General features: G+C 70.2%; 14 protein-coding genes. 7 read left to right on the forward strand and 7 right to left on the reverse strand.

From position 1 onward, the window contains the following. Positions 1–24: 24 nt before the first annotated feature. The 5 genes from ACWGI2_RS09060 to thpD all read left to right on the forward strand — a co-directional run bounded on the left by ACWGI2_RS09060 (position 25) and on the right by thpD (position 4,314). Positions 25–549 carry a DinB family protein gene (locus ACWGI2_RS09060; RefSeq protein ID WP_453401242.1) on the forward strand — a complete coding sequence of 175 codons (525 nt, stop codon included), beginning with the start codon at positions 25–27 and terminating at the stop codon, positions 547–549. A gap of 332 nt (positions 550–881) precedes the next feature. After that, on the forward strand, positions 882–1,475 hold the full coding sequence (gene ectA / locus ACWGI2_RS09065) for a diaminobutyrate acetyltransferase (RefSeq protein WP_363312988.1): 594 nt from the start codon (positions 882–884) through the stop codon (positions 1,473–1,475). Between the two features lie 77 nt (positions 1,476–1,552). Then, positions 1,553–2,824 carry a diaminobutyrate--2-oxoglutarate transaminase gene (gene ectB, locus ACWGI2_RS09070; RefSeq protein ID WP_453401243.1) on the forward strand — a complete coding sequence of 424 codons (1,272 nt, stop codon included), beginning with the start codon at positions 1,553–1,555 and terminating at the stop codon, positions 2,822–2,824. An 84-nt stretch (positions 2,825–2,908) separates the two neighbouring features. Then, a complete protein-coding gene (locus tag ACWGI2_RS09075) occupies positions 2,909–3,313 on the forward strand; it encodes an ectoine synthase (RefSeq protein WP_160504296.1) in 405 nt (134 codons plus the stop codon). A 101-nt stretch (positions 3,314–3,414) separates the two neighbouring features. Continuing rightward, positions 3,415–4,314, forward strand: coding sequence for an ectoine hydroxylase (gene thpD, locus ACWGI2_RS09080; RefSeq protein WP_453694748.1), 900 nt, complete (start codon positions 3,415–3,417; stop codon positions 4,312–4,314). A 92-nt stretch (positions 4,315–4,406) separates the two neighbouring features. Here thpD and ACWGI2_RS09085 read toward each other — a convergent pair whose 3' ends face one another. Next, the gene (locus ACWGI2_RS09085; RefSeq protein WP_453694749.1) at positions 4,407–5,474 is read right to left on the reverse strand and encodes an alkene reductase; all 1,068 of its coding nucleotides are present in this window, start codon (positions 5,472–5,474) and stop codon (positions 4,407–4,409) included. A gap of 124 nt (positions 5,475–5,598) precedes the next feature. Here ACWGI2_RS09085 and ACWGI2_RS09090 point away from each other — a divergent pair, with 124 nt between their 5' ends. Beyond that, positions 5,599–6,111: a MarR family winged helix-turn-helix transcriptional regulator gene (locus tag ACWGI2_RS09090; RefSeq protein WP_453694750.1), complete on the forward strand. Its 513-nt coding sequence runs from the start codon at positions 5,599–5,601 to the stop codon at positions 6,109–6,111. A gap of 245 nt (positions 6,112–6,356) precedes the next feature. Here ACWGI2_RS09090 and ACWGI2_RS09095 read toward each other — a convergent pair whose 3' ends face one another. The 6 genes from ACWGI2_RS09095 to ACWGI2_RS09120 form a co-directional block, all read right to left on the reverse strand. Beyond that, positions 6,357–7,376: a maleylpyruvate isomerase family mycothiol-dependent enzyme gene (locus ACWGI2_RS09095; RefSeq protein WP_453694751.1), complete on the reverse strand. Its 1,020-nt coding sequence runs from the start codon at positions 7,374–7,376 to the stop codon at positions 6,357–6,359. Then, positions 7,376–7,987, reverse strand: coding sequence for a sigma-70 family RNA polymerase sigma factor (locus ACWGI2_RS09100; RefSeq protein WP_453401248.1), 612 nt, complete (start codon positions 7,985–7,987; stop codon positions 7,376–7,378). Before ACWGI2_RS09100 ends, ACWGI2_RS09095 begins: the two co-directional genes overlap by 1 nt. 69 nt (positions 7,988–8,056) lie before the next feature. Further along, positions 8,057–9,103 (reverse strand): aminotransferase class V-fold PLP-dependent enzyme, encoded by a 1,047-nt coding sequence (locus tag ACWGI2_RS09105; protein WP_453694752.1) that lies wholly within the window; start codon positions 9,101–9,103, stop codon positions 8,057–8,059. A gap of 111 nt (positions 9,104–9,214) precedes the next feature. Beyond that, entirely contained in the window at positions 9,215–9,928 is a 714-nt protein-coding gene (locus tag ACWGI2_RS09110) for a DsbA family oxidoreductase (protein ID WP_453694753.1), read from the reverse strand. A 77-nt stretch (positions 9,929–10,005) separates the two neighbouring features. Further along, positions 10,006–10,494: an N-acetyltransferase family protein gene (locus tag ACWGI2_RS09115; RefSeq protein WP_453695693.1), complete on the reverse strand. Its 489-nt coding sequence runs from the start codon at positions 10,492–10,494 to the stop codon at positions 10,006–10,008. 35 nt (positions 10,495–10,529) lie between these two features. Continuing rightward, entirely contained in the window at positions 10,530–11,543 is a 1,014-nt protein-coding gene (locus ACWGI2_RS09120; RefSeq protein WP_453694754.1) for a GlxA family transcriptional regulator, read from the reverse strand. A 71-nt stretch (positions 11,544–11,614) separates the two neighbouring features. On the opposite strand from ACWGI2_RS09120, the gene ACWGI2_RS09125 reads away from it, so the two are divergent. After that, entirely contained in the window at positions 11,615–13,018 is a 1,404-nt protein-coding gene (locus ACWGI2_RS09125) for an MFS transporter (RefSeq protein WP_453694755.1), read from the forward strand. Positions 13,019–13,249 lie beyond the last annotated feature (231 nt).

Below are 13,249 nucleotides of genomic sequence, written 5' to 3' on the forward strand. Positions count from 1 at the left end.
GGCCCACGTGGCAGCGTGACCGCCATGCCCACGCTCCCGGACGGCCGACCTGTTCCCGATCCGACCGCCGACGAGGCCGCGATGCTGGCCGGCTGGCTCGATTTCCATCGCGGGACCCTCGCGGTGAAGTGCTCCGGGCTCGATGACGCACAGACCCGTGTCGCTTCGGTCCCGTCCTCGTCGTTGACCCTGCTCGGTCTCGTGCAGCATCTGGCCGAGGTGGAGCGGAACTGGTTTCAGCGGGTGCTCGGCGGGCGGGACGTGCCGTCGGTGTACGGGGACGGTGCGGGGGGCTTCGCCCTTGACCCGGGGCGGTCGTGCGTGCAGGCCCTGGCCGTGTGGCGACGCGAGGTGGCGGTGAGCCGGGAGCTCTGCGAGGGACGCTCGCTGGACGACGTCGGGCGGCTCAGCCAGCGGGAAGCGGCCGTGACGGGCAGCGCCGAGGTCAGCCTGCGCTGGATCCTGGTCCACCTCATCGAGGAGTACGCGCGGCACAACGGCCACGTCGATCTTCTCAGGGAGGGCATCGACGGGGTGACGGGGCCGTAAATACTCTACGTAAATTCACGGACGAATTCTCACCGCTTCTTTATCCACTTTATGAGCACAGCTTCCCGTATTCTTCTGCCCGCTTTCCGGAGACCTAAACACTAAGGTTTCGACAGGGTCAAGTCTCACAATTCGGACATGCTTCGAGGGAGTTACGGTTCTGTGACGTACTCCACAACGCGCCCGGTATGTGCCGTATGACCCCATCAAATCAGGCCAAACCGCCGGGGATTCCTGCGGGCGCGCACCCCCGCGTGATAACACATCGAGCGCTCTGACGTAACCCCTCCCGGCGATGCAATTATAGAAATTGCTCGGTAAATTCAATCCGCATGACCGCTGCACAAGCCGATCTACCGACCGACCTGCTAGCGAATTCCCTGGAAATGCCCGAGGGGTTGCGACTCGACACCCCCGACGTCGCCGACGGCGCCGCGATCTGGCGCATCGCACGCGACTCGAAGGTGTTGGACCTCAACTCCTCGTACAGCTACCTGCTGTGGTGCCGCGACTTCGCGGCGACCTCCGTGGTGGCCAGGGACTCGAACGGTGAGCCCGCCGGGTTCATCACCGGCTACATCCGGCCCGAGCGGCCGCGCACCCTGGTGGTCTGGCAGGTGGCCGTCGACCAGGCGCACCGCGGCCGCGGCCTTGCCGGTGCGCTGCTCGACGGCCTCACCGCCAAGGTCGCCGCCGACCGGGAGCTGGTCTCGGTCGAGACGACCATCACGCCGGACAACGCACCGTCCCAGCGGCTCTTCACCTCGTACGCACAGCGCCACGGAGCGTCTGTCGAGCGCACGGTGCTCTTCGACGCCGGGCTCTTCCCCGACGAGGGGCACGAGCCCGAGGTCCTGTTCCTGATCGAGCCGATCGCACAGACCGGGAAAGTCGCGCAGATCGAACCGGTCGAGCCAGTCGGCTGAGTTCCGCCCCTTTCCCCCCATGAACCACCTGTCACCCCCCCACCTCCCACGTCTTTCCATCTCCCAGGAGATCTGCTGTGACCATCACCCAGCCCGACCTGAGCGTCTTCGAGACCCTGGAGTCGGAGGTGCGCAGCTACTGCCGCGGTTGGCCCACTGTCTTCGACCGTGCGCAGGGCAGCCGCATGTTCGACGAGGACGGCCACTCGTACCTCGACTTCTTCGCCGGGGCCGGCTCGCTCAACTACGGCCACAACAACCCGGTCCTCAAACGCGCCCTGATCGACTACCTGGAGCGCGACAGCGTCGTCCACGGCCTGGACATGTCCACGGTCGCCAAGCGGGCGTTCCTCGAGTCGTTCCAGAACATCATCCTGCGCCCGCGTGACCTGCCGTACAAGGTCATGTTCCCGGGCCCGACGGGCACCAACGCCGTCGAGTCCGCGCTGAAGCTGGCCCGCAAGGTCAAGGGCCGCGAGTCGATCGTGTCGTTCACGAACGCCTTCCACGGCATGTCGCTCGGTTCGCTCGCGGTGACCGGCAACGCCTTCAAGCGCGCCGGCGCCGGCATCCCGCTGGTGCACGGCACGCCGATGCCGTTCGACCACTACTTCGACGGCAAGACCCCCGACTTCATCTGGTTCGAGCGTTTGCTGGAGGACCAGGGCTCCGGCCTGAACCAGCCCGCCGCCGTGATCGTCGAGACGGTGCAGGGCGAGGGCGGCATCAACGTCGCCCGCGCCGAGTGGCTCCGCAAGCTCGCCGACGTGTGCAAGCGCTGGGACATGCTGCTCATCGTCGACGACATCCAGATGGGCTGCGGCCGCACCGGCGCGTTCTTCTCCTTCGAGGAGGCGGGCATCACGCCGGACATCGTGACGGTGTCCAAGTCCATCAGCGGCTACGGCATGCCGATGGCCCTGACGCTGTTCAAGCCCGAGCTGGACGTCTGGGAGCCGGGCGAGCACAACGGCACCTTCCGCGGCAACAACCCGGCCTTCGTCACGGCCGCCGCCGCCCTGGAGACCTACTGGTCCGACGGCCCGGCCATGGAGAAGCAGACCCGTGCCCGCGGCGAGCAGGTCGAGGAGGCCTTCGCCGCGATCGTCGAAGAGAACCCCGGCGCCATCAAGGAGTACCGCGGCCGCGGTCTCGTCTGGGGCATGGAGTTCATCGACAAGGCACGCGCGGGCGCCATCGCCAAGCGCGCCTTCGAACTCGGCCTGCTCATCGAGACCTCGGGACCCGAGAGCGAGGTCGTCAAGCTCCTTCCGGCGCTGACGATCACCGCCGACGAGCTGGACGAGGGACTTCGCACGCTCGCCCGCGCGGTGCGCGAGACCGCCTGAGCGGTGCGCCGGGCCGCCGCCGCATCGGCGGCGGCCCGGCCGCCCGCCTCCTCACCCCCGTAAGAGAAAAGGAACCAACTCACCGTGATCGTCCGTTCGTTCAAGGACATTGAAGGCACCGACCGGCATGTGAAGGCCGCTTCGGGCACCTGGGAGAGCAAGCGCATCGTCCTCGCCAAGGAGCGGGTGGGCTTCTCGGTCCACGAGACCATCCTGTACGCGGGTACGGAGACGTCGATGTGGTACGCCAACCACATCGAGGCCGTCGTGTGCACCAAGGGTGAGGCCGAGCTGACCGACGACACGACCGGCGAGAAGTACACGATCACGCCGGGCACGATGTACCTGCTCGACGGGCACGAGAAGCACACGATGCGGATCAAGGAGGACTTCCACTGCATCTGTGTCTTCAACCCGCCCGTCACGGGTCGTGAGGACCACGACGAGAACGGCGTGTACCCGCTGCTCACGGAGCCGGAGCCGGCCTAGCCGGAGCACGCCCCCTGAATCTCCCTCGCCGCCCTCTTCCTCTGGGCGGCGGGGGTGTACATCCCGGAAAGGGCCGTACGAGAGGAGAGGCAGGCAACACCATGACCACCGCACCCGAACGCACCGCCGACCTGTACCCGACCCGAGGCACCGAAGAGGTCCTCATCGAGCGCAAGGACCCCGTCGTGTGGTCCGAGCCGGGTACGCCGGGGCCGATCGCGGCCAATGATCTGGCGGGGTTCGAACGGGACGGTTTCCTGGCGATCGACCAGCTCATCACCCCGGACGAGGTGAGCGTGTACCACGCAGAGCTCGAGCGGTTGATCGGTGACCCCACGATGCGGGCGGACGAGCGCTCCATCGTGGAGCCGCGTTCCCAGGAGATCCGCACCATCTTTGAGGTGCACAAGATCAGCGAGCTGTTCAAGAAGCTCGCAGCCGACCCGCGAGTGGTGGGTCGGGCCCGGCAGATCCTGGGCTCCGACGTGTATGTCCACCAGTCCCGGATCAACGTGAAGCCCGGCTTCGGAGCCTCCGGGTTCTACTGGCACTCGGACTTCGAGACCTGGCACGCCGAGGACGGCCTCGCGAACATGCGGACCGTCTCCGTCTCCATCGCGCTCACGAAGAATCACGACACCAACGGCGGCCTCATGATCATGCCGGGGTCGCACAAGACGTTCCTCGGCTGTGAAGGGGCGACGCCGAAGGACAACTACAAGCGGTCCCTGCAGATGCAGGACGCGGGCATTCCCTCGAACGAGACGCTGACCAGCCTCGCGTCGGACTACGGCATCCGGCTCTTCACCGGTGAGGCGGGCTCGGCGACCTGGTTCGACTGCAATGCCATGCATGGTTCGGGGGACAACATCACGCCGTTCCCGCGCAGCAACGTCTTCATCGTGTTCAACAGCGTGGAGAACACGGCGGTGGAGCCGTTCGCGGCACCGGTCCGGCGGCCGGAATACATTGGGGCCCGGGACTTCACTCCGGTGAAGTAGGCAGTCTCTGAAGTAAGAATTCTCTGAAGTAGGCAGTCTCGTACGCGAGTTGGCCCGGCACCTGGGGGTGCCGGGCCACACTTGGTACGGGGTTACAGCGCGGGGTAGTCCGTGTAGCCCTTCTCCGTGCCGCCGTAGAACGTCGCCGGGTCAGGCGTGTTGTACGGGCCTTCGGCCTTGAGGCGGGCCGGCAGGTCGGGGTTGGCGAGGAACAGCGCACCGAACGCGACGACGTCCGCGGTGCCGTCCTCGACCAGGGCGAGCGCGTCGCGCCCTGTGGGGCCCTCGGTCGCGGGGTTCAGGATGAACGGCCCGTTGAAGCTCCCGCGCAGGGTGGTCACCAGGTCGCGGATCGGCCCCACCTCCATGACGTGCAGGTACGCCAGGTCCAGGGCGCTGAGCTCCTTGACCAGGGAGGTGTACGTGGCCTCAAGCTCGGCCGCGGGCTCGGAGATGTCGTTGAACGGGTTGCCGGGAGACAGACGGATGCCGGTGCGGGCGGCGCCGATCTCGGCGGCGACCGCCCTCGCGGTCTCGACCGCGAAGCGGATGCGGTTCTCCGGGGTGCCGCCCCATTCGTCGGTGCGCCGGTTGGAGCCCGGTGCCAGGAACTGGTGGATCAAGTAGCCGTTGGCGCCGTGCAGTTCGACTCCGTCGAAGCCCGCGTCGATGGCGTTGCGGGCCGCGGTCACGAAGTCGGCGATGGTGGCGCGGATCTCGTCACCGGTCAGCTCGCGGGGCGTGACGAAGTCCTTGGGACCCTCCGCCGTGTAGACCTGCCCCTCGGCCGCGACGGCCGAGGGTGCCACGTTCACCAGGCCGTCGGGGAGCAGTACGGGGTGGCCGATGCGGCCGGTGTGCATGATCTGGGCGAAGATCTTGCCGCCCGCGGCGTGCACGGCGGACGTGACCTTGCGCCAGGACTCGACCTGCTCCGCGGAGTGCAGGCCCGGGGTGTCCGGGTAGCCCTGGCCGATGGCGGAGGGCTGGATGCCCTCCGTGATGATCAGGCCCGCCGAGGCGCGCTGGGCGTAGTACTCGGCGGTCAGTTCCGTGGCGGTGGCGCCCTGGCCCGCACGGCTTCGGGTCATCGGAGCCATGGCGATGCGGTTGGCGAGCGGGGTGCCCGCGAGGTCGAGGGAGTCGAACGCGGTGGTCATCTGGTGCCCCCAGGGAAAGTTATTGGTCGGCCAAGTAATTGAACCGGATGTCACTGTAACGCATTCCTTGGCCGACCAAGCTAATCTGGGAGAAGCACACCTCCTCTCCCTCTCAGGAGCCCCGATGAAGGCTTCGGCCGACCCTGCCTGTACCGAGCTCCCCACCGCGGCGCGGCGGGGGCCTGTCAGCCACACCGTGAGCCGGGTGGCCCGGCTGCACCGGATCGCGGCGGGCAAGGCGCTGAAGGGGCTCGGGCTCTATCCCGGCCAGGAGTTCGTGATGATGTGCCTCTGGGACGCGGGGCCTGTGCGGCAGTCGGAGCTGATCAAGGCGGTGGACCTGGACCCGTCGACGGTCACGAAGATGCTGCAACGCCTGGAACAGGCAGGACACGTACGCCGCCGCCCCGACCCGGCCGACCGCCGCGCGGTACTGGTCGAGGCCACGGACGCGAGCTGCGGGCTCCTGGCGGAGGTGGAGCGGGCGTGGGGCGAACTGGAGACGCACACGCTGGAGGGCCTGAACGAGTCCGAACGGACGGAACTGGCAAGGCTCCTGGGCCGAGTGGAAGCAAACCTGTGCACGCAAACGGCGGACTGCCCCCTGGAGGCGAGGACCGCGGGGGGCGGGGCCTAGGCCTCCGGCGTGGGGCGGCGGTCCCGGTCCGTCTGTGGGTGCGGGGCCGCGCCGGTATGTCCGTCCTCGCTATCGTCCGGTGGCCGTGGGGCTACTTCGGCACCGGAGCGCCGCGAACCGTGCTCCGGGCAGACATACCGACACGTCCCCTCGCGAGCGTCGCCGACTGCGGGTAATCGCTGGTCGCTGCGGGGCAATCGGCTGGGTGGGCGGGAAAGCTTGTTCGTCCAGGGGAGGCTGCGGGGTCAGAGCCAGGCCAGGGATGCCGCCCGGGTCAGGATCTGGTCCGCGGCGGCCTCGCTGCCGGAGATTCCCTTCGCCACCCCCACAGGGGAGACGCGGCCGCCCATGAGCAGGCAGAAGTCCACCGGGTCAAGCACCACCTCCGCACGCACCGGCTCCGCCCCACCACCGCCCAGGACCCAGGAAACCTCGCCCCCCTCCCCGGCAAGGGTCAGCGCGACGGCCGGCGCCTTGGAGCCCAGGGCCAGCTCCAGGATCCGTACGGCCAGACGCACCAGCTGCCAGAGATGGGGAGTGCGGGGCGCCGGGACCGGTATGTCCAGAGCCCTGCCGATGTCGTCCGAGTGCACCCACGCCTCGAAAGCCCGGACAAGGAAGTGGTCCGCCACCGGCAGCCGCGCCCCCATCAACATCGTGGCCCGCCCCGCCAGTTCGGGGTCGTACGCCTCGGGAGAGGAGAGCAGCGCGGCGGCCTGACTCTCCCAGGACGCCACCGTCTGCGAGGGAGTGCGGACCCGCTCCCGGGCCAGGACCGCCTCCGTACGCGCGGCCCACGCCACACGCCACGGCGTCCCGTCCACCCCGTCGCACGGCCCGGGCCCGCGCAGACCGAGCCGCACGGCCAACGGCTCGTCCGCGGCCAGCAGATGCGCCATGGTGTCGTGGACGTTCCAGTCGTGCACGACAGGGGTTCCCCAGGCGCCGCTCTCCTCCAACTCCCCAAGGAGCGCCTGGAGTCCGGCCACGGCGGCAGCGTACGGAGCGGCGTGCGGAGCCGTACGGGGCGCCGCAGGGCGGGTGCGCAGAGCGAGGGCCAGGCCCCGGTCCGCGGGGGCGGGCCCGCTGTCGGCCAGGGGTGGACCGTCCAGGTCCCGCACCGTCGCCCGCAGCCGCGTAGCCTCCGCCGCGCACGGCTCGCAGTCGGCCAGATGCGGGGCGACCGTCCGCTCATCGCCCGGCATGAGCGCGCCGAAGGCCCAGGCCCCGAGAAGTTCACGTACGGCTTCGTGATCCGTGGTCATCACGCGCCTCTTTCGCCTGGAGCGTCGGCAAGTGCCGAGCCGGATGGGTCCGGTGGGTCGGCCAGGGCCTCGGCCAGTCTGCGCAGGGCCGCCCGTAAGCGGGTCTTCGCCGTGCCCTCCGGTATGCCGAGTTCGACCGCCGCCTGGCGGTACGTGCGGCCCGCGAAGTACGCGAGGTGCACCACCTGGCGCTGCGGGAGCGGAAGTCGCGCCAGAGCGGAGTGGAGGAGCAGGGAGCGTTCTCGTGCCATGACCACGTCTTCCGGGGGCGGATCCGGGGCGGGAATGGTGTGCAGGGTCGAGTCGTCGGCGTGGGCCGCCTTGCGGTGGCGCTCCTCGCCGCGTACCCAGTCCACCGCCCTCCGATGCGCCAGCATGCACAGCCAGGTGCGCAGACTGCCCCGCCGCGCGTCGAACGCGTACGGCCTCGACCAGAGATGGGCGAAGACCTCCTGGGCGACGTCCTCCGCCGCGACAGGGCTGCGGGTGACGCGTCCCGCGACGCGGTGGACGAGGGCGCCGTACGCGTCGTAGGCCTCGGCGAGCGCCGTCTCGTCGCCGTACACCAGGCGCTGATGCAGGTCGGCGTCCGGATGGGGCTGCTGAGCCACTGACACCACCGCCTCGTGAGGCCACCCCGTCATGCCTTCCTAGCGCCCCGCCGCCCGGCGCGCCAGGGTTCAGCCGGAGAGCACGTCGAGGATCCGGTCCACGTCCGCCTCTGTGTTGTACAGGTGGAACGAGGCTCGCAGGTGCCCCGCCCGCGCGGCCGTGATGATCCCGGCCCGGCTCAACTCGGGCTCCCTGCCTGCGAGTCCGGGGACGGAGACGATGGAGGACGCGCCGGGAACCGGCTCGTGGCCGAGCTCCGCGAGCCCTGCGCGGTAGCGGGCCGCCAGCGCGGTGTCGTGGGCGTGCACCGCTTCGACGCCGGTCTCCTCCACGTACGCGAGGGCCGCCGCCGCTCCGTGGTACGCGAGGAAGGCGGGAGGTTCGTCGAAACGGTGTGCGTCGGGGGCCAGTTGCGACAGCGGGCCGTATGTGGAGTTCCAGGTGTCCGCCGCCGCGAGCCAGCCGCCGTGCAGCGGGACGAGGGACTCCTGCGCCTCCTCGCTCACCGTCAGGAACGACGTGCCGCGCGGGCAGAGCAGCCACTTGAAGGCGCCGGTGACGGTGTAGTCGTACAGACTCGCGTCGAAGGGCAGCCAACCCGCTGCCTGCGTCGCGTCGTTGAGGGTGCGGGCCCCGTGGGCTGCGGCGGCCTCGCGCACCGCCGTGTCGTCGGCGAGACGGCCGTCGGCCGACTGCACGCCGGAGTACACGACGAGGGCAGTGGTGGGGCGGATCGCGTCGGCGAGGTCCTCAAGGGGCGCGTAGCGGAGCTTGAGGTCGCCGCGGATCACGAAGGGGTTGATGATCGAGCTGAAGTCGCCCTCGGGGAAGAGGACTTCGGATCCTGGCCGCTGTGACGCGGCGATCAGTCCGGCGTGGACGGCGACCGATCCGCCGGTGGCCACGCGCGCGTGCGGCACGCCGACGAGCCGCGCGAACGACTCACGGGCGGCCTGCACGATCTCGAAGTCGCCCGCGCCGCCCCATCTGCCCGCGCCGTTCTCGGCCGCGAGGCGCTGGATCGCCTCGACTGCCCTTGCGGGCAGCAGACCGCAGCTCGCCGTGTTCAGATACGTCGACGTGGGCGCGAACTCGGCGCCGTGCGTGATCCCCATGGGACCAACTCTCGCGCCCGTCCGCACCCACGTCCATCACCGGTGTGTGAAGGCGACCGGTTAGCACTGCTTACGCGTACTGCTCACGCGCACTGCTTACGCGTCGTCGCTTCAGGCCTGCGGGACGGCGCAGCCGTCCGGGCCGCAGGCGTCGCCGTCGCCGTCCGCGAGCGTGGTGAGCGGTGAGCGGCTGTCCCACGCCTGCTCCAGAGCCTGCGCGAAGACGTCGGCGGGCTGGGCGCCGGAGACGCCGAACTTGCGGTCGAGGACGAAGAACGGCACGCCGTTCGCGCCGAGCTCGGCGGCCTCGCGCTCGTCTGTGCGTACGTCGTCGGCGTACCGGGACGGGTCGGCGAGGACCGCGCGGGACGCTTCCGCGTCGAGACCGGCCGCGACGGCGAGCTCCACGAGGCGCTCGTCGTCGTCGAAGACGGAGCGCTCCTCGGCGAAGTTGGCCCGGTAGAGGAGACCGAGCAGCTCGTCCTGCCTGCCCTGCTCCTTGGCGAAGTGCAGGAGGCGGTGCATGTCGAAGGTGCTGCCGTGGTCGCGGCCCTCGGTGAGGTAGTCGAGGCCTTCGGAGGAGGCGTTCACGCCGAGGTTCCGCTCGGCCTCCTGGGCCTGCTCCTCGCTCATGCCGTACTTCTTGGCGAGCATCGGGATCACGAGCCCGCTGTCGCCCTTGGCGCGCGAGGGGTCGAGCTCGAAGGAGCGGTGCACCACCTCGACGTCGTCGCGGTGCGGGAAGGCGGCGAGTGCCTTCTCGAAGCGGGCCTTGCCCACGTAGCACCAGGGGCAGGCGATGTCGCTCCAGATCTCGACGCGCATGTGACTAGCTCTCTTCAGGTCGAACGGTAGTACGGAGGGTCCCTCCGGTCAGTTGAACAACGTACGACCTGCCCCGCTCATTCCCTGGCGGGCGGGTCCGTCAGGCGCAGCCGCATCCGCAGGTGAGTGCTCGCGCCCTCGCCCGGCTCCTCGGGCCGCCAGCCGTGGCGTACGTAGAAGGCCTGGGCCCGGCGGTTCTCGCGGTGGACGTCCAGGGAGGCCTCCCGGATGCCGTCGGCCCGCCACTCCTCCACGCACGCGGCGTGCAGGTCCGAGCCGACGCCCGCCCTCCAGTGGTCAGGATCGACGTGGAACTGGAACAGCACCACCGTGTCCCCGGCCTCGCCCTCCGGCGTACGGAACGACGCGAGGCCCACGATCAGGCCCTGACGGACCGCGCACAGCACATGCCCGCCGCGGCGCTCGATGCCCGCCTGCCACATCGCCGTCGCGTCGACGGCTTCGTCCGGCAGCCCCTCGGGGTAGTACGTGGCCCGGGCCCGGGCGTGCAGGGCCGCGAGGGCCGGGGCGTCGGCGGTGACGGCGCTGCGTATGACGGTCGGCATCACGGTCCGCATCGTCGTGGGAAGTGCTGAGTGGATCACGCTGCGATAGACGTGTTCCGGCCGCTTTGAGTTCCGAGGCGGCTGAACTGGGCGCGGTAGGCGCTCGGCGTGAGCCCGGTGCGGCGCACCAGGTGGCCGCGGAGCGAGTCGGCGGTGCCGAGCCCGCAGGCCCGCGCCACCTGGTCCATGGGGAGCGAGGTCGTCTCCAGGAGCTCCTTGGCCCGCTCGACGCGCTGGTGGAGCAGCCATTGCAGCGGGCTCACACCGCTCTCCGCGTGGAAGCGCCGGGTGAGGGTGCGCACGCTGACGCCCGCCTGCCGGGCGAGGTCGGTGAGCGTGAGCGGCTCGTCGAGGTGGCGCATGGCCCAGCCCCGGGTGTCGGCGCAGGCGTTGCCGCGCTCGGGAGGGAGCGGGGTCTGGGTGAACTGGGTCTGGCCGCCGGGCCGTACGGGGGCGACGAGCGCGGCCCTTGCCACCTGGTTGGCGACGGCAGCCCCGTAGTCGGTGCGGATGATGTGCAGGCACAGGTCGATCCCCGCGGCGTACCCGGAGGACGTCATGACCTGCCCGTCCTCCACGTAGAGGACATCTCCCTTGAGGTCGAGCGCCGGATAGCGGCTGCGCAGTTCCTCGGCGAGCTGCCAGTACGTGGTGGCGCTGCGCCCGTCGAGCAGTCCCGCCTCGGCGAGCACGAAGGCGCCGCTGCAGATGGAGGCGATGCGCCGGCCCGCTTCGGCGGCCTCGCGGACGGCGGCGACGGTCCGCGGGTCGGGCTCGTAGCGGTGTCCGGTACCCGCGACGAGGAGGGTGTCGGCGTCGCGCACGGCGTCGAGCCCGTGCTCCACCTGGAGGCTGAGCCCACCGGTGGTGGCGATGGTGCCGGGCTGCGGCGTGCAGACGACCACCTCGTATCCGGGTCCGCCGTCCACCTCGACCTTCCCGAAGAGCATCTCGGGGATCGCGAGGTTGAACATCGATACGGGCGAGGGCGCGATGACGGCGACGCGGTGGGGATGAAGGGGCCGGTGAGCGGGCTTCGGGCGGCGCATGGCCAGAACCTCCGGAGGTATGGCATTCAGGCCACTACTGTAGTCACGCCGCCGTCCGCAGACTCATGGACATGGCAACGAACGACCTCACCCAAGGCCCCCGCCCCGCAGGGCGATTGACGCGGCAGGCACCCCACCCCGTGCCCGGCCGCGACGACAAGCGCCGGACGTCCCCCGGCCTCACGCTCACGGCCGCCATGCTCGGCTTCGCCCTGATCACGCTCGACGCCTCCGTGGTGAACGTCGCGCTGCCCGCGATCGGCGACTCGCTGGGCGGCGGCATGTCCGGGCTGCAGTGGGTCGTGGACGCCTACACCCTCGCCTTCGCCGCCCTGATGCTCTCCACCGGCGCGCTCTCCGACCGGATCGGCGCGACCCGGGCGTACGCGATCGGCATCACGGTGTTCACGGCCGCCTCGGTGGCGTGCGGGCTCGCACCGTCGCTGCCCGTCCTGATCGGCGCGCGGGTGGTGCAGGGCGTGGCGGCCGCGGTGGTGCTGCCCGCCTCGCTCTCCCTCGTGCGCCAGGCCTACTCCGACGCGGCCAAGCGGGCCCGCGCGGTGGCCCTGTGGGCGGCGGGCGGTTCGGTGGCGGTGGCCCTCGGCCCGGTCGCGGGCGGTGCGCTGACCACGGCGTGGGACTGGAGCGGCATCTTCTTCATCAACGTACCGCTGGGCGCGGTGGCCCTGGTCCTGCTGCTGCGGGCCCCGCGCTCGGAGCGGCGGCCCGCGCCACTGGACGTGCCGGGCCAGCTGCTCGCGGTCCTGACGCTGACGGCCCTGACGTTCGCCGTCATCGAGGGCGGTACGACGGGTCTGTTCGCCCTGGTCGTCGCGGTGGTGGCGGGTGCGGTGTTCCTGCGGACGGAGGCGCGGCAGGCGCACCCGGTGGTGCCGCTCGGCCTGTTCCGTGACCGGACGGTCGCGATCACCGTCGCGGCAGGGGCCGCGTGCAGCGTCGCCTTCTACGGTCTCGTCTTCGTCTTCAGCCTCTTCTTCCAGGAGGTGCAGGGGCGTTCGGCGCTGTGGGCCGGGCTGATGTTCCTGCCGATGACCGGGCTCATCGCGGTCACGAACGTCGTGGCGGGGAAGCTGGCGGCGCGGGTGGGGCCGCGGACGCCGATGCTGGCGGGGCAGGCGGTCGCCGTACTGGGCCTGCTGGCGCTCCTGTTCGCCGACGCGTCGACGCCCGCGCTCGGCCTGGCGTTCCTGATGGTGCCGCTGGCCCTGGGCTGCGCCCTGACGATCCCGCCGCTCACCGCGGCGATGATGGAGGCAGTGCCCGCTGACCGGGCCGGTCTTGCCGCGGGGGTGCTCAACTCGGCCCGGCAGGTGTCCGGTGGCCTGGGGATCGCGGCCTTCGGGGGGCTGGTGGCCGGGGACTTCGTCTCCGGGATGCGGGCGAGTCTGCTGATCGCGGCGGGGCTGCTGGCGGTTTCGGGGGTGGCGACGCTGGGGCTGCGACGGGGGCGTTGACCCTCCGGGGCGTCTCGCCCCGTTCCTCCGACGCCGGGGACGCTACGGGTTCAGCGCCTCCGGCGTTCGCTGCGGGACGCCCGATGCGGACGGTTTTTCGGCGTTCTACGTCATCAATCATGTGAAGTCGTTATGAAGCTGAAATAGCGTCATCTCATGTTGCATATGCCCTTTCTGGTGTGTCTATGGTGATCCCCGCACCCGGCCGCTGATGACCCTTCAGCTCCCCAT

The sequence above is a fragment of the Streptomyces sp. NPDC054866 genome (assembly GCF_053610745.1).